General features: G+C 68.4%; 18 protein-coding genes and 1 pseudogene. 9 read left to right on the top strand and 10 right to left on the bottom strand.

The genetic code is table 11. The annotated features are described in order from the left end of the window. Positions 1 to 3: 3 nt before the first annotated feature. Complete coding sequence (locus FB478_RS19340; RefSeq protein ID WP_144601350.1) at positions 4 to 1,281, top strand: MFS transporter; 1,278 nt, start codon at positions 4 to 6, stop codon at positions 1,279 to 1,281. Positions 1,282 to 1,293: 12 nt separating this feature from the next. Here FB478_RS19340 and FB478_RS19335 read toward each other — a convergent pair whose 3' ends face one another. The 9 genes and pseudogenes from FB478_RS19335 to FB478_RS19295 all read right to left on the bottom strand — a co-directional run bounded on the left by FB478_RS19335 (position 1,294) and on the right by FB478_RS19295 (position 10,260). Continuing rightward, positions 1,294 to 1,536, bottom strand: coding sequence for an acyl carrier protein (locus tag FB478_RS19335; RefSeq protein WP_144601349.1), 243 nt, complete (start codon positions 1,534 to 1,536; stop codon positions 1,294 to 1,296). Positions 1,537 to 1,564: 28 nt separating this feature from the next. Continuing rightward, positions 1,565 to 2,950: a dihydrolipoamide acetyltransferase family protein gene (locus FB478_RS19330; RefSeq protein WP_144601348.1), complete on the bottom strand. Its 1,386-nt coding sequence runs from the start codon at positions 2,948 to 2,950 to the stop codon at positions 1,565 to 1,567. After that, a complete protein-coding gene (locus FB478_RS19325) occupies positions 2,943 to 3,935 on the bottom strand; it encodes an alpha-ketoacid dehydrogenase subunit beta (protein ID WP_018768804.1) in 993 nt (330 codons plus the stop codon). Before FB478_RS19325 ends, FB478_RS19330 begins: the two co-directional genes overlap by 8 nt. Beyond that, a complete protein-coding gene (gene pdhA, locus FB478_RS19320) occupies positions 3,932 to 4,981 on the bottom strand; it encodes a pyruvate dehydrogenase (acetyl-transferring) E1 component subunit alpha (RefSeq protein ID WP_056392764.1) in 1,050 nt (349 codons plus the stop codon). Before pdhA ends, FB478_RS19325 begins: the two co-directional genes overlap by 4 nt. Then, positions 4,978 to 6,813 carry an acetate--CoA ligase gene (gene acsA / locus FB478_RS19315; RefSeq protein WP_056393147.1) on the bottom strand — a complete coding sequence of 612 codons (1,836 nt, stop codon included), beginning with the start codon at positions 6,811 to 6,813 and terminating at the stop codon, positions 4,978 to 4,980. The genes pdhA and acsA overlap by 4 nt, the downstream gene beginning before the upstream one ends. Positions 6,814 to 6,865: 52 nt before the next feature. Next, positions 6,866 to 8,199: pseudogene (locus FB478_RS19310) on the bottom strand (erythromycin esterase family protein). Then, the gene (locus FB478_RS19305; protein WP_018768808.1) at positions 8,196 to 9,536 is read right to left on the bottom strand and encodes a phosphoribosyltransferase; all 1,341 of its coding nucleotides are present in this window, start codon (positions 9,534 to 9,536) and stop codon (positions 8,196 to 8,198) included. Before FB478_RS19305 ends, FB478_RS19310 begins: the two are co-directional and overlap by 4 nt. A 5-nt stretch (positions 9,537 to 9,541) precedes the next feature. Further along, positions 9,542 to 9,889, bottom strand: a complete 348-nt coding sequence (locus FB478_RS19300; RefSeq protein WP_018768809.1) for a CU044_2847 family protein — start codon at positions 9,887 to 9,889, stop codon at positions 9,542 to 9,544. A 14-nt stretch (positions 9,890 to 9,903) separates the two neighbouring features. Continuing rightward, positions 9,904 to 10,260 carry an SPW repeat protein gene (locus FB478_RS19295; protein ID WP_144601347.1) on the bottom strand — a complete coding sequence of 119 codons (357 nt, stop codon included), beginning with the start codon at positions 10,258 to 10,260 and terminating at the stop codon, positions 9,904 to 9,906. Positions 10,261 to 10,457: 197 nt separating this feature from the next. Here FB478_RS19295 and FB478_RS19290 point away from each other — a divergent pair, with 197 nt between their 5' ends. The 6 genes from FB478_RS19290 (at position 10,458) to FB478_RS19265 (ending at position 15,750) form a co-directional block, all read left to right on the top strand. Continuing rightward, positions 10,458 to 10,814 carry a PadR family transcriptional regulator gene (locus FB478_RS19290; RefSeq protein WP_056392760.1) on the top strand — a complete coding sequence of 119 codons (357 nt, stop codon included), beginning with the start codon at positions 10,458 to 10,460 and terminating at the stop codon, positions 10,812 to 10,814. After that, complete coding sequence (locus FB478_RS19285) at positions 10,811 to 11,176, top strand: DUF1048 domain-containing protein (RefSeq protein WP_018768812.1); 366 nt, start codon at positions 10,811 to 10,813, stop codon at positions 11,174 to 11,176. Before FB478_RS19290 ends, FB478_RS19285 begins: the two co-directional genes overlap by 4 nt. Before the next feature lie 25 nt (positions 11,177 to 11,201). After that, positions 11,202 to 12,017, top strand: a complete 816-nt coding sequence (locus FB478_RS19280; RefSeq protein WP_056392759.1) for an ABC transporter ATP-binding protein — start codon at positions 11,202 to 11,204, stop codon at positions 12,015 to 12,017. Beyond that, a complete protein-coding gene (locus tag FB478_RS19275; protein WP_056392757.1) occupies positions 12,014 to 12,778 on the top strand; it encodes an ABC transporter permease in 765 nt (254 codons plus the stop codon). Before FB478_RS19280 ends, FB478_RS19275 begins: the two co-directional genes overlap by 4 nt. A gap of 133 nt (positions 12,779 to 12,911) precedes the next feature. After that, the gene (locus tag FB478_RS19270; protein WP_261377463.1) at positions 12,912 to 14,114 is read left to right on the top strand and encodes an alkaline phosphatase family protein; all 1,203 of its coding nucleotides are present in this window, start codon (positions 12,912 to 12,914) and stop codon (positions 14,112 to 14,114) included. Between the two features lies 1 nt (position 14,115). Next, positions 14,116 to 15,750, top strand: coding sequence for a phospholipase C (locus FB478_RS19265; protein ID WP_144601346.1), 1,635 nt, complete (start codon positions 14,116 to 14,118; stop codon positions 15,748 to 15,750). Between the two features lie 23 nt (positions 15,751 to 15,773). Here the strand turns inward: FB478_RS19265 and FB478_RS19260 are convergent, their stop codons facing one another. Next, the gene (locus FB478_RS19260; protein WP_056392750.1) at positions 15,774 to 16,919 is read right to left on the bottom strand and encodes a glutamate--cysteine ligase; all 1,146 of its coding nucleotides are present in this window, start codon (positions 16,917 to 16,919) and stop codon (positions 15,774 to 15,776) included. A 199-nt stretch (positions 16,920 to 17,118) separates the two neighbouring features. Between FB478_RS19260 and FB478_RS19255 the strand changes: the two genes are divergently transcribed. Then, complete coding sequence (locus FB478_RS19255; protein ID WP_134164075.1) at positions 17,119 to 17,841, top strand: VIT family protein; 723 nt, start codon at positions 17,119 to 17,121, stop codon at positions 17,839 to 17,841. A gap of 60 nt (positions 17,842 to 17,901) precedes the next feature. Next, positions 17,902 to 18,390, top strand: coding sequence for a hypothetical protein (locus tag FB478_RS19250; protein ID WP_018768819.1), 489 nt, complete (start codon positions 17,902 to 17,904; stop codon positions 18,388 to 18,390). Positions 18,391 to 18,525 lie beyond the last annotated feature (135 nt).

The raw sequence follows: 18,525 nt of genomic DNA, 5'->3' as shown, positions 1-18,525 counted from the left end.
CCTATGCCGGGCAGGACCCTCCCCCGCCATGCCACCGGAACAGCCGGTGCCGTGCTGGGCCTGCGGCAGAACCTGGCGCAGTTCATGCTGCTGGTGGCTGTCAACGCGCTGGTGGGCGGCACCCTGGGCCAGGAACGCACCGTCCTGCCCCTGCTCGCATCCCGGACGTTCCATCTGGACCTGTACACGGGCGCGCTGACCTACATCCTGGCCTTCGGCCTGTCCAAGGCCGCGATGAACTACTTCGCCGGCACGCTCTCGGACAGGTACGGCCGGAAACCCGTCCTCGTGGCGGGCTGGCTGGTGGCAGTGCCCGTACCGCTGATGCTCATCTTCGCCCAGTCCTGGGGCTGGATCGTGGCGGCCAACGTGCTGCTGGGCATCAGCCAGGGCCTCACCTGGTCCACGGCCGTGATCATGAAGATGGACCTCGTCGGCCCCAGGCAGCGTGGCCTGGCCATGGGCTTCAACGAGGCGGCGGGCTACCTGGGCGTGGCCGCCACCGCGCTGGCCACCGGCTACCTGGCAACTGCCTACGGCCTCCGCCCGGCCCCGTTCCTGCTGGGTGCCGCGTTCATTGCCCTGGGACTGGGCCTGACTGTCGTGGCCGTCCGGGAGACCCAACACCATGCCATGGCTGAGGCCTCACAACACGTCGGCGTCCACAGCAACGCCCATGCCGGCCTCTCCACGGGCCAGGTGTTTACCCTCACCAGCTTCAGGGACCGATCCCTTTCGGCAGCCAGCCAGGCCGGCCTGGTCAACAACCTCAACGACGGCCTGGCCTGGGGCCTCTTCCCCGTCCTGTTCGCCGGCGCAGGCCTGGACCTCGGCCAGATCGGCATCCTGGCGGCCGCGTACCCCGCCGCCTGGGGTGCCGCCCAGCTGGCCACCGGCGCCGCGTCGGACCGGTGGGGACGGAAATGGTTCATCGCGGCCGGCATGCTGGTGCAGGCCGTGGCACTGGGAGTGGTCGCATCAGCGCACAGCTTCGGGCCGTGGCTCGCCGCCGCCGTCGTGCTGGGCCTCGGTACCGCCATGGTCTACCCCACCCTGCTGGCCGCCATCGGAGACGTGGCCCACCCGGCCTGGCGGGCCCGCTCCGTGGGGGTCTACCGGCTGTGGCGCGACGGCGGATTCGCCGTCGGTGCCCTCCTCTCGGGAGTCCTCGCCGACTTCTACGGCATCCCCGCCGCGATCGCCGCCGTCGCGACCCTTACCGCAGCCTCCGGCGCCGTGGTTGCCGTCCGGATGCGCGGCAGCGACCACGCCGCGGGATGACAAACCCCAGCTTCACCCGTGCCCGGCGAGGTAGCTGACCAGGCCGTCCACGGTGGCCACCGCCGGGTAGTCGGCCTCCGGGATGTCCACTCCCGTGCCCTCCGCGATGACCTCCACCAGGCGGAGGAAATCCAGCGAGTCCAGTTCCAGGTCCTGGCGCAGCCTGGCGCTGCCCTCCAGGTCCTCGGGACCCACGTCGGGCGCCACTTTGCCGATGGCGGCCTCCACCGCCTGGCGCGCATCCTGTTCGTTCATGGCTCCTCCTCCGTCCGGCTCCCGCTGCTCACAACTTTTCCGGCGCCTGAAGCAGTTCGTCGATGCGGGCCAGGAAACGCCCGCCGCGCAGCCCGTCACTGACCCGGTGGTCCGCGGACAGGGTGGCGATGGCGGCGTGCCGGATGCCGAGCATCCCGTTGTGCGCCCACGGCTGCTCCAGCACCTTGCCGAAGCCCACCATGGCCACCTGCGGCGGGTAGATCACCCCGTACACGCTTTCCACGCCGAGGTCCCCGAGGTTGGTCACTGTGATGGTGGGATCGGCCATCTCCGCGCGCTGCAGCCGCCCCGCCCTGGCCCGGCCGACCAGGTCCCGCAGCTGGTCCATCAGCTGGTCCAGGCTGAGGGTGTCCGCGTGGTGCACCGCCGGGGCCACGATCCCGCCGTGCCGCAGGGCAACGGCGACGCCCAGGTGGACGGCACTGCTGGGATGGAACGCGCCCTTGGTGAAGAACCCGTTCATGTCCGGTTCCTCCTTCGCCGCCAGCGCGGTGGCCTTCAGCAGCAGGGCCGACGGCACCAGCCGCGATGACACGGGCCGCTGCTGGTTCGCCGCCTGCATCCACGCCATCGCCGCCGCCAGGTCCAGGGTGGTGGACAGGTAGTAGTGCGGAATTTCCTTCTTGGAGCGGGACATCAGCGCGCCGATGGCCTGCCGCAGGCTTTCCGCCTTGCCGCCGGCCGCCGTCGTCCGTTTCCGCCCGGGCTGCTCCTCCTCCGGGGTTCCGCGCGGCGCTTCGACGGTTGGGGCTTCCACCGGTTGGGCTTCCGACGGCGGTGCTGCCGCGGGCTTTTCCGCACCGGCTTCCTTAGCTGGCCGTCCCCGGGGCGGAACGGCGGCGAGCACGTCCTCCTCGGTGACGGCACCGCCCGGGCCCGTCCCCGCGACCGCGGACAGCTCGACGCCGAGTTCGGCGGCCAGCCGCCGTGCCAGCGGCGACGACCGGATGCGGTGCGCTTCGGGTGCAGTTGCCGGCTCCGGCGCCCGGGTGCCGGACGCCGCAGCTGCGTGTTCGACGTCGGCCCTGGTCACCTCGCCGTCCGTGCCGCTGCCGCTGATGCGTCCGACGTCGACCCCCAGCGTGTGCGCAAGGTGCCGGACCGGGGGTGCTGCCTTTGCGCCGTGGTCCGCGGGCGGGGCTGGCGGGAGTTCGGCGGGCGTGGCGGTGATCCGGGCGATGGGGGTGCCCACGTCCACGGTGTCGCCGATGTCCACCAGGAACTCGGCCAGCACGCCTTCCTGGAACGACTCGATGTCCATCACGGTCTTATCGGTGTCCACGGCCGCCACCAGGTCACCCTTGTGGATGTAGTCCCCGGGCTTGACCAGCCATTCCACCACCTTGCCGTGTTCCATGTCCGCGCCCAGGGACGGCATCCGGAACTCAGCCACCGGCGCCCACGGCCCTTCGCGCGGCGGCCATGACCCGCTCCACGGACGGCAGCGCGGCCTGCTCCAGGTGCTTGGCGTACGGGACAGGGACCTCCAGGCTGCACACCCGCTCCACCGGCGCGTCCAGGTCGAAGAAGGCCTGCTCGGCGATCCTGGCCGCGATCTCGGCCGAGATGCTGCCGCTGCGCCAGCCTTCGTCCACCACCACGGCGCGGTGCGTCTTTTCCACGCTGGCGAGGACGGTGTGCATGTCCAGCGGGCGGAGGGAGCGGAGGTCGATGACGTCGGCGTCGATCCCTTCCCCGGCCAGCTGACCGGCCGCGTCCAGCACCATGGGCAGGGTGCCGCCGTAGGTGATGAGCGTCAGGCCCTGCCCGCCTCCGTTCCCTTGCCGCAGGACCGCCGCCTTGTCGATGTCCACGGCGCCGGCATCGTCGTCGAGCTCGCCGGCCATATTGTACAGGGAACCGTGCTCGAAGATCAGCACCGGGTCCGGGTCCTGCAGCGCGGTCCAGAGCATACCGCGGGCGTCGGCCAGGGTGGCCGGGGCAAGGATGCGCAGCCCCGGAATGTGGGCGTACCAGCCCTCCAGGCTGTGCGAGTGCTGGGCCCCGAGCTGACGGCCGGCGCCGGTGGTCATCCGGATGACGATGGGCACGTTGAACTGGCCGCCGGACATGTGCAGCAGGGTGGCCGCGTTGTTGATGATCTGGTCCAGCGCCAGCAGGCTGAAGTTGACGGTCATGATCTCGACGACGGGCCTCATCCCGCCCAGAGCAGACCCGATCCCTGCCCCCACGAAGCCGGACTCGGACAGCGGGGTATCGCGGATCCGTTCCGGCCCGAATTCCTCAAGCAGCCCCAGGCTCACGGCGAAACTGCCGCCGTACCGGCCCACGTCCTCGCCCATGAGGAACACCCGTTCGTCCCGCTGCATAGCCTCGCGCAGCGCGGCACGCATGGCCTCCCGGTAGGTGGTTTTCATCCTTCCGCCCTGCCTTTCCCGGCCCCGTCGCCGGCACTGACATCGCCACTGTCGCTTTCGGCCCGGTCGCTGTATACGAACCGCGCCAGTTCGGACACCGGTTCCGGCGTCCCGTTCTCGGCGAACCCGACGGCGGTGCTGATCTCCGCGTCCACGTCCGCCGTAAGTGCGGCCCAGTCCTTCTCCGGCAGCCGTCCCGCCGCCCGCATGGCACCCTGCAGCAGGCTGATGGGGTCCCGTTCCATCCACTGCGCCACCTCGGCTTTCTCCCGGTACAGCTCCGGATCGAACATGGAGTGGGCGCGGAAGCGGTACGTGCGCAGTTCCAGGAAGTGCGGGCCGCCGCCGGACCGGACTGCGTCCACGGCACGCCTGGCTGCTTCCTCGACCGCGAGCACGTCCATGCCGTCCACGGCCCAGGCGGGGATTTCATACCCGGCGGCCTTGAGCGCGATGTCCGTCTGGGACTCGGAACGGCCCAGCGCGGTTCCCATGGCGTAAAGGTTGTTTTCGCAGCAGAACAGCACCGGCAGCTGCCACAGCGCGGCCAGGTTCATGCTTTCGTGGAACTCGCCTTCGGCCACCGCGCCTTCGCCGAAGAAGCAGACGGTGACCCGCTGGCGCCCGGACATCCGGTCCGCGAGCGCCAGGCCGACGGCAAGCGGCAGACCCCCTGCCACGATCGCGTTTCCGCCGTAGAAGCGGGTGGCGGCGTCGAACAGGTGCATGGATCCGCCACGCCCGCGGCAGCATCCCTCGGCATGGCCGTACATTTCGGCCAGGATGGCTCCGGCGGAGACGCCCCGCAGGAGGGCGTGCCCGTGTTCCCGGTAGGTGGCCACCACGGCATCCTCGGGTGCCAGGGTTTCCATCACCCCGGCCGCCACGGCTTCCTCGCCGATGTAGACGTGCAGGAAGCCGCGGATCTTGGCGGCGCTGTACAGCTCGATGCATTTTTCCTCGAGCCGGCGCACCCGCAGCATCTGCCGCAGCAGGTGGAGGGCATGCTCCGCGTCCGGGACGGCCTGGTTCTTGAGGGTACTCACGGCTGGTCCTTCAGTGTCACGGCCGGTCCTGCCGGTGATTCCAGTGTTGAGGTGTCGCCTTCGGGCAGCCCCAGCTCGCGGGATTTGAGGAGCCGCCGCAGGATCTTGCCGCTGCGGGTCTTGGGCAGGGTGGCGGTGAAGTCGAGCAGCCGGGGTGCCACGGCGGCGCCCAGCCGTTTCCGCGCGAACCCGATGATGTCCAGCTGCAGCTCCTCCGTGGGCTCGTTGCCAGGCTTGAGCTCCACGAAGGCCTTGACCACTTCGCCGGCCACGGGGTCCGGCACGCCGATCACGCCCGCTTCGGCGACGGCCGGGTGCTCCATCAGGCAGCTTTCCACTTCGAAGGGCCCGATCAGGTGGCCGGAGGACTTGATCACGTCGTCGCCGCGGCCCACGAACCAGAAGTAGCCGTCGCCGTCGCGCTTTGCCAGGTCCCCGGTGAGGTACCAGCCGCCGGCGAAGCACCGCCGGTACCGTTCCTCCTCGTTGAGGTAGCCGCGGAACATGGACGGCCAGCCGGGCCGCAGCGCCAGCTCCCCCATGGCGTCCGGCTCGGTGACCAGGACCGCCTGGCCGTCCCGGAGCACGGGCTTGCCGTCGGCGTCCCGGGCCACCAGGGCGGCCTCGATGCCGGGCAGTGGCCGGCCCATGGAGCCCGGACGGATGTCCATGGCGGGGTAGTTGGCGATCATGATCCCGCCCGTTTCGGTCTGCCACCAGTTGTCGTGCACCGGCAGGCCCAGCACGTCCTGGCCCCACACCACTGCCTCCGGGTTCAGCGGCTCCCCCACGCTGGCGATGAAGCGCAGGGCGGAGAGGTCATGGCCGGCGGCTCGTTCCGCGCCTGCCTTCATGAGCATCCGCAGGGCCGTGGGGGCGGTGTACCAGACGGTGACGCGCTGCTCCGCGAGGATGCGGTACCAGCGGTCGGCGTCCAGCTCCTCCTCGTCCACGATGGCGGTGACCCCGTGCACCAGCGGCGCGATGATGCCGTAGGACGTGCCGGTCACCCAGCCGGGATCGGCGGTGCACCAGTAGATGTCATCGGGGTGCAGGTCCAGCGCGTAGAGGCCGGTGGCATAGTGGGCCGCGACGGCGCCATGGACATGGATGGCGCCCTTGGGCGTGCCCGTGGTGCCGCTGGTGAAGTGCAGCAGGGCCATGTCCTCCGGCTGGGTGTCCGCGACCGCGTCGATTGGGTCAGCCCCAGCCAGGAGCCGGGCCAGGTCCAGGGTTCCCGGTTCGGGGCTGCCGTCCGCGTCCACCAGCAGGACGTGGCGGAGTTCGGGAAGGGTGTCCCGGAGCGGCGCAACCTTTTTGCGGTAGAGCGTTTTGGTGGTCACCAGTACCCGGCCGGCCCCCAGGTGCAGCCGCTGCCGGACAGGCTCGGGGCCAAAGGCGGAAAAGAGCGGGCAGAAGACGCTGCCGTTCTTGAAGGTGCCCAGCACGGCCACGTACAGCCCGGGGCTGCGGCCCAGGAACGAGAAGACCCGCTCGCCCCGCCCCACCCCAAGGCTTCGAAGTACGGCGGCGAACCTGTTGGTCTGGTCCGCAAGGTCGCCGTAGCTCAGGGACCGGGTGCCGCCGTCGGCCTGCACAAAGCGCAGGGCTTCCTTGCCGCCGCGGCCTTCCGCCACGTGGCGGTCAACGGCTTCGTAGGCAATGTTGAGGCCGCGGCCGCCGGGCAGCCCGGCCAGCGCCTGCCGTGCCTGGTCCCAGCTGAAGTCCCGCCGGGCGGCATCATAATCGGCCAAATTGGGCTGGACCGGGAAGGCTGCCACGTCCTTGGTGATGGCAGGCCAGCGCGTGGACCCCTCGGTTCCGGTGGCCATGGTGCTCCTCTGGTCCATCATGTTCCTTTGTTATGGGTGGAACCGCTGTGGGCTAGAACCCCGAGGGCTCGGTTTCGAGCTCCGGTTCGCCGGGCTGGTACTCGTGGTGCAGCGGCCGCAGGGCCTCGGTCCGCGGATGCCAGAACAGCGCGTCGTAACGGTCGCCCATCCGGGTGGGCACATAGTTGCCCCTCTCCCGGCGTGGGTTGTACACCACGCCGATGGCCCGGTGCCCGCGCCAGGACGTCAGCCACCGCCCGGCCCGTTCCGGCCCGAACACCAGCACCGACGGTTCGCCCAGCGCCTCGTGGAGGAGGTCCTCGTGGCTCCCGTGCACTGCGGCCGGAACATCCATGGTCCACTCCGGCGAACCCCAGGATTCGGCGGCCGTAACGGACCCGGAGTAGGACGCGAACCCGGCCAGCACCACCTGTCCCGGGTGGCGCTGGCGGACCAGCTGGCCGACGTTGACCATGCCGTCAAGCGCCATGTCCGTGGCCCGCGCGTCGCCGACGTGCGTGTTGTGCGCCACACCAGCCCTTTGGATGCCGGCCCGTGGTGGGCGGCGATGCGTTCGATGGTGTCGCTCATGTGGTGGTCGCGGATGTTCCAGGACTGCTGGTCGCCGCGCACCATGGTCCGGTAATAGCGCTCGGCGTTGGTGGCCACGATGGCGTTCTGGATGGCGTCGAAGGCCGCCGGATCGTCCTGCATCCGGCCCAGCGTCCGCCGCCGGACTTCCGCCAGCAATGCCACCACGTCCGCTTCACAGGACTGCGGCACCAGCCGGTTGCTCATGGCATACCGCTGCGGGTCCTCCCGGAACGGGATAAAGCAGTGCCAGGCCTGCAGGGCGGACGGGAGGGCGTCGGCGGCGTTGGCCTCCAGCCAGGCGAAGATTTCCCGCAGCGAGTCCCACAGCGAATAAACGTCCAGGCCATAGAAGCCCGTCCGCTGGTGTTCGGGCAGGCGGAGGTTCCATTCGCGCAGCCAGGTGAGGAATTCGGCCACCTCGTGGTTGGCCCACATCCACGTGGGCCACCGTTCGAATCCGGCCAGCAGCCGGCGCGCGTCCATCTCCTGTCCGGATTCCCCCCGGACCCAGCGGTTGATGCGCCAGCAGTCCGGCCAGTCGCCTTCCACACCGATCCAGGTGAAGCCGTACTCTTCGATCAGCCGGCGGCTCAGCAGCGCCCGCCAGTGGTAATACTCCTGGGTGCCGTGGGATGCCTCGCCCAGGCACACGAAACGGGCCGGGGCGGCGAGGCGGACCAGCGGTTCGAGGTCGTCGGCGGTGGCCAGCGGGTGGGCGAGGCTGCGGATTTGGGCTTCTTCCGCCGCCCGTTCCCCGCCGTGTTCATCCCGGTTGCCCTGGGCCGCCGTCATTCCCTGGCCTCCGGCCGGGCGCGCCCCACCGGGGACGGCAGGAGGTACTGCCGGAACCAGTCCGCGGCCAGGGTGGCCGCCATGGCCAGGGTGCCCGGTTCCTCGAACAGGTGGGTGGCCCCGGGAACGATCTCCAGCCGCGTGGGGGCATGCATCTGGGCCATGGCCTGGCGGTTGAGGGCCAGCACCTGGGTGTCCGCCCCGCCCACGATCAGCAGGGTGGGGGCCTTCACGGCGGGAAGCCGCGGCCCGGCAAGGTCCGGCCGGCCGCCCCTGGAGACGACGGCCTCAACCTGGGCGCCGGGCTCGGCTGCAGCCCACAGAGCGGCGCCGGCCCCGGTGCTTGCGCCGAAGTAGCCGATCCGGCCGGCGGATCCGTCGTGGCGCGCTTCCAGCCAATGGGTGGCGGAGGAGAGGCGCTGGGCCAGCAGGGCGATATCGAACACGTTGGCCCGGTTGACTTCCTCCTGGGGTGTGAGCAGGTCAAGGAGCAGGGTGCCAAGGCCGGCCCCATGCAGGACGGAGGCCACGAAGCGGTTGCGCGGGCTGTGCCGGCTGCTGCCGCTGCCGTGGGCAAAGAGGACCGTGCCGTCACACCTGGCGGGCAGGTAGAGGCTGCCCCGCAGTGTCACCGTTCCCGCCGGAATCTCAACATTCTCTTCCAGGCTCCCGTCTTCCCCTTCCTCGGCGCGGTGGCGGGGCGGGGACGCGGCGGCGTCGAGCAGCTGCACCACCTCGCCATCCTCCGTGGGCGAGAAGTCGTGGTAGTAGTAGCCCACGGCCTGGAAGTTTTGGGGTGAAAGCAGGCAGACGACGTCGTCCGGTTCCTTGAGCTCCACGACGGCGCGGGCGGGGGCAACAGGAACGGCAAGGATGACTCTTGCCGCACCGAGTTGCCGGGCCACCTGGCAGGCCGCCCTGGCGGTGGAGCCGGTGGCGATGCCGTCATCCACGATGATGGCCGTGCGGCCGGTGAGGTCGATGCGCCGGCGCCCCTGGCGGAACCGCGCCACCCTGCTTTCCAGCAGGGCGCGTTCATGCCGTTCAACCTGCTGCAGGTCCTCCTGGGTCACCCGGGCCATGGAAATGGTGCGCGGATCCAGGACCCGGACATTTCCCTCCCCGATGGCTCCCATGGCCACCTCGGGCTGGAACGGAACCCCCAGTTTCCGCACCACGATCACATCCAGCGGCGCGTCCAGGGCCTTGGCTACCTCGAACGCCACCGGGACGCCGCCCCGGGGCAGTCCCAGCACCACAACGTCCTTTCCGCGCAGGGGGGCGAGCCGTTTACCCAGCCGCCGCCCGGCGTCGGACCTGTCATGAAACGCAACCATAGCCATCACCCGTTATGCGTGATTTCTTCCCCGGGCAGGGCTCCAGCCGCCGGGCTCCAGGACATTCGAAGGACAAAATGGGCGTCGGAACTGCTCTTTGCAATCACCGCCCCTGCGTCCCCCGCGAGCTTCACCCCGAACTCGATCTCTATTTGTTCGGGGGTGAGTTCCGCCATGGCCTCCAGTGCTGCGCGGGCGGCCGGGCGGACGCTGGCAAGAGCGTCTTCCAGCCGCCTGCCTGTGTCCAGGATCCCCTGTTCATTGCGGGCAGGATGGTCCACGCCGTAGCTGTCGTCCGCAGTCTCAACCAGCACTGTTCCGGAGCCCACTTCGTAACGCAGCACTTCAGTCATGGCGGATGCCTCCGCTAATGCGAGATGCGGAGATTGTGATGGGCTTCCGTGCTGGGCTTAATGGCCACCGCGGTGACCACCAGCGCTACTGCCCCGGCGATCCACGATGTCCATGCAGCGCCCGTCGCGCCCGTGTAGGACCCCACCCACGGCGAGAGGACCAGCGCAGCGGCCAGCACGGCCTGTGCCCATTCCATCGCCGGCATTCCCGGCATGGCCAGGTTGATGACGCCGCTGACCACCAGGAGCCCGCCGAAGAGGAGCATGAGCGTGGTGGACATGCTTTGCTGCCGCGTCCACAGGACCGCAATAGCGGTGAAGAGACCGGCGGCGACTGTTACGTAGTCCTGCCACCGATACCACTTTTTCACTGAACTTTCCTTTCTGTTGCGGGCGGCACGCCCTGTGCGTGTCCGCCCCGCAGGCCCCAGCTTCCCGCGGTTTAAGTCAACGCCCGGCAACAGCGGGGTGCTAGGGCAGAAAGACCTACGAGGCCCTTGCGCTCCTGGTACTCAGTGATACTATCTACTGGTAGTCAGCAACACTAAGTAGTAATGAGGAGCCCCCAATGGGCAAGCAAATGACCGAGATGCTCAAGGGCACCCTGGAGGGCATCGTCCTTGCCATCCTCGCCGCGCAGCCCGCCTACGGGTACGAAATAACGGCCCGGCTGCGGGAGGAGGGCTTCGCCGACATTGTCGAGGGCACGGTGTACGCGCTGCTGGTCCGCATAGAACAGCGCGGCCTCGTGGACGTCGCAAAGGTCCCATCCGAAAAGGGGCCACCCCGCAAGGTCTACACACTGAACACGGCAGGCAGCGCCTACCTGGACGAGTTCTGGAGCACCTGGAGCTTCATCGCCGAACGGATAGAGCACCTTCACCACAACAAGAACCAGCCACAGGAACAAGGAGAACAACCATGACGCAGGGATGGATCGAGAAAGTCACCGGCCCGTTCGACGACAAGAAGCGCTGGCGCCAGTACAAGGCGCGCAAAGAGCAGCTGCCCGGCAGCTACCGCACCACCATTGACGCCCTTGAGCGCTATTTCACCTATGCCGGGGCCATCGTCAAGGGCGACGTCCTCATGCAAATGCTCGAAGACCTGGCGGACCTGGTGGAAGGGGCCGCCGCTGACGGTACGGCCATTCGGGACATCGTGGGGGACGATCCGGTGGAGTTCGCCGAAACCTTCATCAGCAACTACTCCGACGGCCAGTGGATCAACAAGGAGCGGCAGCGCCTGACGGACTCCATCAACAGGGCCGCCGCCGACGGCGCCTGACCACCGCCAAGGGAAAGGACCGGCCATGACCCATGACCAGGCCCCGGCACCCGCCATCCGGGTACAGGGCATCGAAAAGTCGTTCAAGGGCCTGCGCGTTCTGCGGGGCGTCCACTTCGACGTGGCGCCGGGAAGCATTTTCGCGCTCCTGGGCTCCAACGGCGCCGGGAAGACCACGCTGGTGCGCATCCTGTCCACGCTGCTGCGGGCGGATGCAGGCACCGCCATGGTGAACGGGTACGACGCCGGCGCGGAGCCGGAGGGCGTGCGCGGCTCCATCAGCCTCACAGGCCAGTTCGCCGCGGTGGACGACGTGCTGACCGGGCGGGAGAACCTGGTGCTGATGGCCAGGCTGCGGCACCTGCGGAGCCCTGGGGAGATTGCCGGCCAGCTCCTTGCCAGGTTTTCCCTCACCGAGGCCGGGAACCGCAGGGTGTCCACCTACTCCGGCGGGATGCGCCGGAGACTGGACATCGCTATGAGCCTGGTTGGCAGCCCGCCGGTCATCATCCTGGACGAGCCCACCACCGGCCTGGACCCGCAGGCCCGCCTTGACGTCTGGCAGACCGTGCGCCAACTTGCTGCCCGCGGAACCACGGTGCTGCTCACCACGCAGTACCTCGAGGAGGCCGAACACCTGGCCGACCGGATAGCCATACTGCACCAGGGCACCATTATCAGGAACGGGACCCTGGCCGAACTCAAGCGGCTGCTTCCGGCCGCCACGGTGGAATACGTCGAGAAGCAGCCCTCGCTGGAGGACGTCTTCCTAGCCCTCGTCGGGGACCCGGCCAAGGACGGCTCCGAAAGCACCACCGGCGCACGAAAGGAACTGCCATGACCACCCATATCCTCAGCGACACACGGGTCCTGGCCGGCCGCTCGCTCCGCCATATCCTGCGCAGCCCGGACACCATCATCACCACCGCCGTCACACCGGTGGCCATGATGCTGTTGTTCGTCTACGTGTTCGGCGGTGCGATCAACACCGGCGCCGGCGGCCCGTACGTCAACTACCTGCTCCCCGGGATCCTGCTCATCACCATCTCGTCCGGCGTCGCCTACACCGCCTACCGGTTGTTCCTGGACCTGCAGGGCGGCATATTCGAACGGTTCACCTCCATGCCGGTGGCCAGGGGCAGCGTCCTGTGGGCCCACGTGCTCACGTCACTGGCCGCCAACTTCGGGGCACTGGCCGCCGTGGTGGGCGTTGCCCTGCTGATGGGATTCCGCAGCGGAGCCTCCGTGGCCGCCTGGCTCGCCGTCGTCGGAATCCTCGCCCTCTTCACGCTGGCACTGACCTGGATCGCCGTGATCGCCGGGCTGCTGGCGAAAACCGTGGACGGGGCCAGCGGTTTCAGCTACCCGCTGATTTTCCTGCCGTTCATCAGCTCCGCTTTTGTTCCCACCGGTTCCATGCCCGGCCCGGTGGCCTGGTTCGCCGAGAACCAGCCGGTGACGTCCATCGTCGATGCCATCCGTGCCTTGCTGGCGGAGGAAGCCGTGGGCAGCGGCATTTGGACGGCCCTGGCCTGGCTGGCGGGACTTCTCGTGGCAGCCAGCGCAGTCGCCGCCGCCGTATACCGCCGAAAGTTCACCTGAACCCGGCACCGGCGGCAACCCGGAACCTGATTCACTGCCAACTCACAGCGATTGCCCCTGCACAACTCGGCATCTGTATGCAAGAGTGGCGTCAACGCTGGGGCGCTGTAGAGACCGACGACAGGGGCCGCGTGTGTACCGAATATCAGCCCGCTCAACCGCTGTTCGGCGGCGGCCCTCACCCGCGCTGCTGCCACTGCTGACCCTGCTGCTGTTCGGGCTCGTGGCCTGCCAGGGTCCAGCACCGGCATCGCCTCCCGATTCCCAAAGCGCCACGCCATCCGAAAGCCCCGACGCGGAACCAACACCCACAGAGACCCCAGGCACCGCCGTCGATCCGCAGGGCACCCCCACGGCCGCCGGAGCCCCCGGGCACGTATTCGTGATCAACCTGGAGAACAAGAGCTACGACTCCGTGTGGGGTGGCAACTCCGCCGCGCCTTACCTGTCCGGAACCCTCCGGAAGAAGGGCGTGCTGCTGCAGAACTACTACGGCATCGCCCACAACTCGCTGCCCAACTACCTGGCCCAGATTTCCGGCCAGCGGCCCAACGACAATACGGAGCAGGACTGCCGCACCTACACGGAGTTCAACACCACGGGCAGCGACGGGGACGGCACCCTGCAGGGCAACGGCTGCCTCTACCCGGACCAGGCGCAGACCATCGCCGGGCAGCTGAGCGCGTCTGGCAAGACGTGGAAGGGGTACATGGAGGACATGCAGCAGCCCTGTGAGCACCCGGTCCCCGGCGAACCCGACAACCACATCCGGGCGACCGCCGACGAGATGTACTCCACGCACCACAACCCCTTCGTCTACTTCCACGCCATCACGTCGTCCCCGGACTGCGTGAAGAACGTGGTGAACTTTTCGGCGCTGGCAAAAGACCTGAAATCCGCAGCCACCACTCCAAACCTTGCCTACATCACGCCCAACCTCTGCCACGACGGGCATGACGAATCCTGCGCCGACGGCACCCGCGGCGGACTGAGGGCCGTGGACTCGTGGCTTAAGGCCCATGTGCCGGCCATCCTGTCCTCCCCCGCATACAAGCAGGACGGCGTGCTGGTCATCACCTTCGACGAGGCCGAGGGCGACACGGCCGGGCCGTCCGCCGGAGACGCCGGGAGCCCCGGAGGCGGTGCAGCCGGCGGCAAGGTGGGTGCCCTGGTGCTGTCCCCGTTCAGCCCGGCAGGGGCCACATCGGACCAGCCGTACAACCACTACAGCCTGCTGGCCACCATGGAGGACATCTTCCACCTGCCGCGGCTCGGGATGGCCGGCGACCCGGGCGTGCAGGCCTTTGGCGGCGATGTCTTCCGGCAGGCTTCCTAAGATGGGCTTCCCGGGGCAGGGACGACGGCCCGGTGTCCCGGCCGCCGCCTTGACCGTGGCGGCTCTGGTGCTGCTCGCCGTCGTGGTTCCCGTTGCCCTGCGCCCCGGGACCTCGTCCGGAACCAACGGAGGGATCTCCAAGATCAAGCACGTGGTGATCATTACCCAGGAGAACAGGTCCTTCGACAGCTACTTCGGCACCTACCCGGGTGCCGACGGCATTCCCATGCAGGACGGCAAGCCTGCCGTTTGCCTGCCGGACCCGGCGCGCGGAGGTTGCGTTGCGCCGTTCTATGATTCATCAGACAGCAACGACGGCGGCCCGCACAGTCCGGCCGACGCGGCGGCAGACATCAACAACGGTGCCATGGACGGGTTCGTGGCCCAGGCGGAAAAGGGCATTGCCCATTGCGAGGCGACCGCCACCGACTGCACGTACAAGACCAGGCGCACCGACGTGATGGGCTACCACGACCGAAAACAGCTGCCGACCTACTGGACATACGCCGACAATTTCGTGCTTCAGGACCACATGTTCACCTCCGCCGCAGCCGGAAGCCTGCCGGCCCACCTCTACATGGTGTCCGAGTGGTCGGCCAAGTGCACGAAGCCCGGGGAGCCGTCGTCGTGCGTGGATGCACTGGATGGCCTGGACAATGAACCTGAAAAGGCGGAGTTCGATGACAGCCTGATCGGCGAATGCCAGGCAGACCAGGACCTGCAGACCTGCCGCGACGCCCTCGGGGAGGCAGGCAGTGGCCCCGACCTTGCCGTCCAAACCCAGCAGCTGGCAACGGCCAGCTGCAAACGCACCGATTCCTACGCCACCTGCAAGGCCGCCGTCGACGCAGCACCATTCCCGGCCGCGCTGAAGGAGAAGCTGGCAGCAGCAGCCAAGAACCTGAAACAGCCCAATTACGCCTGGACCGACCTGACCTACCTGCTCCACAAACACAATGTGCCGTGGGCCTACTACGTCTTCAGCGGCACCGAGCCGGACTGCCGCAACGATGCCGCCACGTGCGCCCCCGTTGAGCAGGATGCCGAAACGCCGGGGCGGTGGAATCCGCTGCCGTACTTCGACACGGTCAAGGAGGACGGCGAGCAAGGCAACATCAAACCTCTTGCCGGTTTCTACGACGACGCCAGGCAGGGCAGGCTGCCGGCCGTCAGTTGGGTGGCACCCAGCGACGAGGTCAGCGAACATCCCCCGGCCAAGGTCAGCACCGGCCAGCAGTATGTTGCCGGGCTGGTCAACGCGATCATGAGCGGCCCGGACTGGGACAGCACCGCCATCTTCCTGAACTGGGACGACTGGGGCGGGTTCTATGACCATGTCCAGCCACCTGCGGTGGACAACAGCGGCTACGGCCTGCGCGTCCCCGCCATGGTCATCAGCCCCTACGCGAAGAAGGGCTACATCGACCATCAGATCCTCAGCCAGGACGCCTACTTCAAATTCATCGAGGACGATTTCCTGGGCGGCGAAAGGATCGACCCCGCCACCGACGGCCGGCCCGACAACCGCCCCGGGGTCCGGGAGAACAACCCGCAACTGGGCGATCTGGCCAACGCCTTCGACTTCAATCAGACACCGCTGCCGCCATTGATCCTGCCCAACGCCACCACCTACTGACGCCTGCGTCCAGGACGCGGCTCCTAGGAGGAGCCGGCAGTGCAGTCAGCGGCATCCTGTACTACCTGCTCCAGGTCGCCGGTGCGGTGCAGCACCTCCATCTGCCGCACGGCGCCGGTGCCGGTGTTGAGTACCGCGTCCACCAGGGCCTCCACCCGGGGCAGGTCATCCATGTCTTCCAGCGCCCCACGGATGTGGTTCAGCAGGGAATTCACGACGGCGAGCGCGGACGCCGGGCGGTGCGTGTGCGGGTCCAGCAGTTCTCCCCGCAGCCCCCACCGGCTTGCTTTCCAGGCGGCCAGCCGAAGCAGCGCCGAGGGCGCCGACACCGGCTCGATGCCCTCGCGCCATTCCCGCGCGGACGTTTCCACCAGGCCCCTGGCAATTCCCGCCAGCATGACGGTGTTCTCCGGCCGCAGGCACACGTCGGCCACGCGGATCTCTACTGTGGGGTAGTGCCGCGAGAGGCGGGCATCGAAGTAGACCATGCCCTCGTCCAGGGCGACGCCGGTGCTCACCATGTCGTGCACCAGCTGGTGGTAGGCGTCCGGGGTCCCCAGGATGTCCAGCGGACCGGCCGAGGGCCAGCGGTTCCAGACCTGGGAGCGGTAGCTGGCGTAGCCGCTGTCCTGGCCGTGCCAGAACGGTGAGTTGGCGCTGAGCGCGATAAGCACCGGCAGCCAGATACGCATCCGGTCCAGCACGGCCACGGCTTCCTCCGGCGACTCCACCGAAACGTGGATGTGACACCCGCAGGTGAGCTGTTCCCTGGCGGTCAGCCCGTATTCCTCCGTCATTGCCCTGAATCTCCGGAGCTGTACGGGATGCGGGTCGGCCGGGAGCGGCGAGGTTCCCAACGCGGCCACCCTGACGCCGATGTCCCCTGCCGCCTGCCGGGCGATACCCCGCCCGGCAATGATGTCCTGTTCCAGCCGTGCCAGGGTGGCGTGGGGCGGGGTGACCACCTCGATCATTTCCTGCTGGAACTCAGCGGCCAGGACGGGCCCGGCTCCGGCCTGCAGGGGGCGGACGTACAGGTTCAGGAGTGCTCCGGCCATCGGCACGGCTTCCCCGTTTGCGGGGTCCACCAGGAGCAGCTCCTCCTCGACGCCGAACGTTCGCCTGCCTGCGCCCGCGCCTCCATTGCCGTCATTGCCGTAGGTGTCCATCGCCGTCGTCCTCCTCCCGTTGCCTGCTCTTGGAGCGCCCAGGCCTGGATCCTGCTTTTCAGGACTAGTAAGTAAACTTATTTGTTTTAAGGTACGCCCAGGATTGCAGTTGGTACAGGGTCTGCACCAGGCATGCCCGTGTGGTTAGGGGATGCAAACCTTCGTGGCAGAGGGGTCCCTGCAGTGCTTTACTGCCAGCATGTCTGAAACTCTCAAGCTGAGCCGCAACGAACCGCACGACAGCAGCGTGGCATCCCGCCTGAACTGGCTGCGGGCCGGTGTCCTGGGCGCGAACGACGGCATCGTCTCCGTGGCGGCAACTGTGGTGGGCGTGGCCGGGGTGACCAACGACCTCGCGCCAATCCTGGTGGCAGGCACCGCGGCGGTGGTGGGCGGCGCCGTGTCCATGGCGTTGGGCGAATACGTTTCCGTGAGCAGCCAAAGCGACAGCCAGCGGGCACTGATCGAAAAGGAACGCCAGGAGCTCAGGGACGATCCCGACGGCGAACTGGCAGAGCTTGCGCACATCTACCAGGCAAAGGGACTCAGCGAAGCCACGGCTCGGACAGTTGCCGAAGAATTGACGGCAAAGGACGCACTGAAGGCACACCTGTCTGCCGAACTGAACATCGACGAAGAGGAAGTGGTCAGCCCCTGGCACGCGGCCTTCGCCTCCGCCATCGCGTTCACCGTCGGCGCCGTGCTGCCTATGCTGGCCATCATCTTCCCGCCCGAAGGGGCGCGCATCCCGGTCACGTTCGTCGCCGTCATCCTGGCGCTCGCGCTGACCGGCACCGTCAGCGCCAAAATCGGCGGCAGCTCCAAGCGCAAGGCCACCATCCGGCTGGTGGTTGGCGGGGCGCTTGCCATGGCCTTCACGTTCGCAGTGGGAAGCCTCCTGGGCACCACCGGCATCGCCTAGCCCTTCTCGAGCCCAGCCACTTCCCACATTCCGCTGCCCGCTACTGATCAGGAGTTTCCCGTGCTGGAGATCGCCGGCCTTCCGGCCCATATTCTGTTGATCCACGGCGTGGTGGTCCTGGCTCCGCTGGCCGGGGTCTCGGCAGTGGTTTTCGCCCTGCTCCGGCGCACCAGGCGTTACCTGGCCTGGCCCATGGGAGTCCTGGCACTGCTGCTGGTTCCGCTGTCCGTCCTTACCGCCGAAGCGGGGGAACAGCTGGAAAAGGCCAGGGGCGCGTCACAACTGGTTGAGGAGCACGCCCACCAGGGGAGTTTCCTCCGCTACGTCACAGTGTTGTTCCTGGTGGCCGTGGGTGCCCAGATCACCGCAGCCTTCCCCACGCTCCTGACACGCCGACCCGCCTTCCACGGTCTCCGCGGGCTCCTGGAGTCCCGCTGGCTGCTCCCCGCCACCTCGGTGCTGGGCGTACTGGCGGGACTGTTCCTGGTGTACCAAAGCATCGTGACCGGCCATTCGGGAGCAGTGTCCGTTTGGGCCGGCAGCCGCTAGCGCAGGGGGGGGGGGGGGGGGGGGGGGGGGGGGGGGGGGGGGGGGGGCGGCGGGGGGGGGGGGGGGGGGGGGGGGCGGGGGGGGGGGGGGGGCGCGGGGCGGGGGGGGGGGCGGCCGGCGCGGGGCGGCGCCCGG

Source organism: Arthrobacter sp. AG367 (assembly GCF_007828995.1).
GTDB lineage: Bacteria > Actinomycetota > Actinomycetes > Actinomycetales > Micrococcaceae > Arthrobacter.
The sequence above is the reverse complement of the archived record's forward strand: the minus strand, read 5'-3'. Positions and strand labels throughout refer to the sequence as shown.

Coding starts and splice junctions, on each gene's coding strand:
- FB478_RS19280 (WP_056392759.1), top strand. CDS start 11,202: ATGACCCATGACCAGGCCCCGGCACCCGCCATCCGGGTACAGGGCATC.
- FB478_RS19335 (WP_144601349.1), bottom strand. CDS start 1,536: ATGAACGAACAGGATGCGCGCCAGGCGGTGGAGGCCGCCATCGGCAAA.
- FB478_RS19300 (WP_018768809.1), bottom strand. CDS start 9,889: ATGACTGAAGTGCTGCGTTACGAAGTGGGCTCCGGAACAGTGCTGGTT.
- FB478_RS19275 (WP_056392757.1), top strand. CDS start 12,014: ATGACCACCCATATCCTCAGCGACACACGGGTCCTGGCCGGCCGCTCG.
- FB478_RS19285 (WP_018768812.1), top strand. CDS start 10,811: ATGACGCAGGGATGGATCGAGAAAGTCACCGGCCCGTTCGACGACAAG.
- FB478_RS19255 (WP_134164075.1), top strand. CDS start 17,119: ATGTCTGAAACTCTCAAGCTGAGCCGCAACGAACCGCACGACAGCAGC.
- FB478_RS19265 (WP_144601346.1), top strand. CDS start 14,116: ATGGGCTTCCCGGGGCAGGGACGACGGCCCGGTGTCCCGGCCGCCGCC.
- FB478_RS19305 (WP_018768808.1), bottom strand. CDS start 9,536: ATGGTTGCGTTTCATGACAGGTCCGACGCCGGGCGGCGGCTGGGTAAA.
- FB478_RS19325 (WP_018768804.1), bottom strand. CDS start 3,935: ATGAAAACCACCTACCGGGAGGCCATGCGTGCCGCGCTGCGCGAGGCT.
- FB478_RS19260 (WP_056392750.1), bottom strand. CDS start 16,919: ATGGACACCTACGGCAATGACGGCAATGGAGGCGCGGGCGCAGGCAGG.
- FB478_RS19290 (WP_056392760.1), top strand. CDS start 10,458: ATGGGCAAGCAAATGACCGAGATGCTCAAGGGCACCCTGGAGGGCATC.
- FB478_RS19340 (WP_144601350.1), top strand. CDS start 4: ATGCCGGGCAGGACCCTCCCCCGCCATGCCACCGGAACAGCCGGTGCC.
- acsA (WP_056393147.1), bottom strand. CDS start 6,813: ATGGCCACCGGAACCGAGGGGTCCACGCGCTGGCCTGCCATCACCAAG.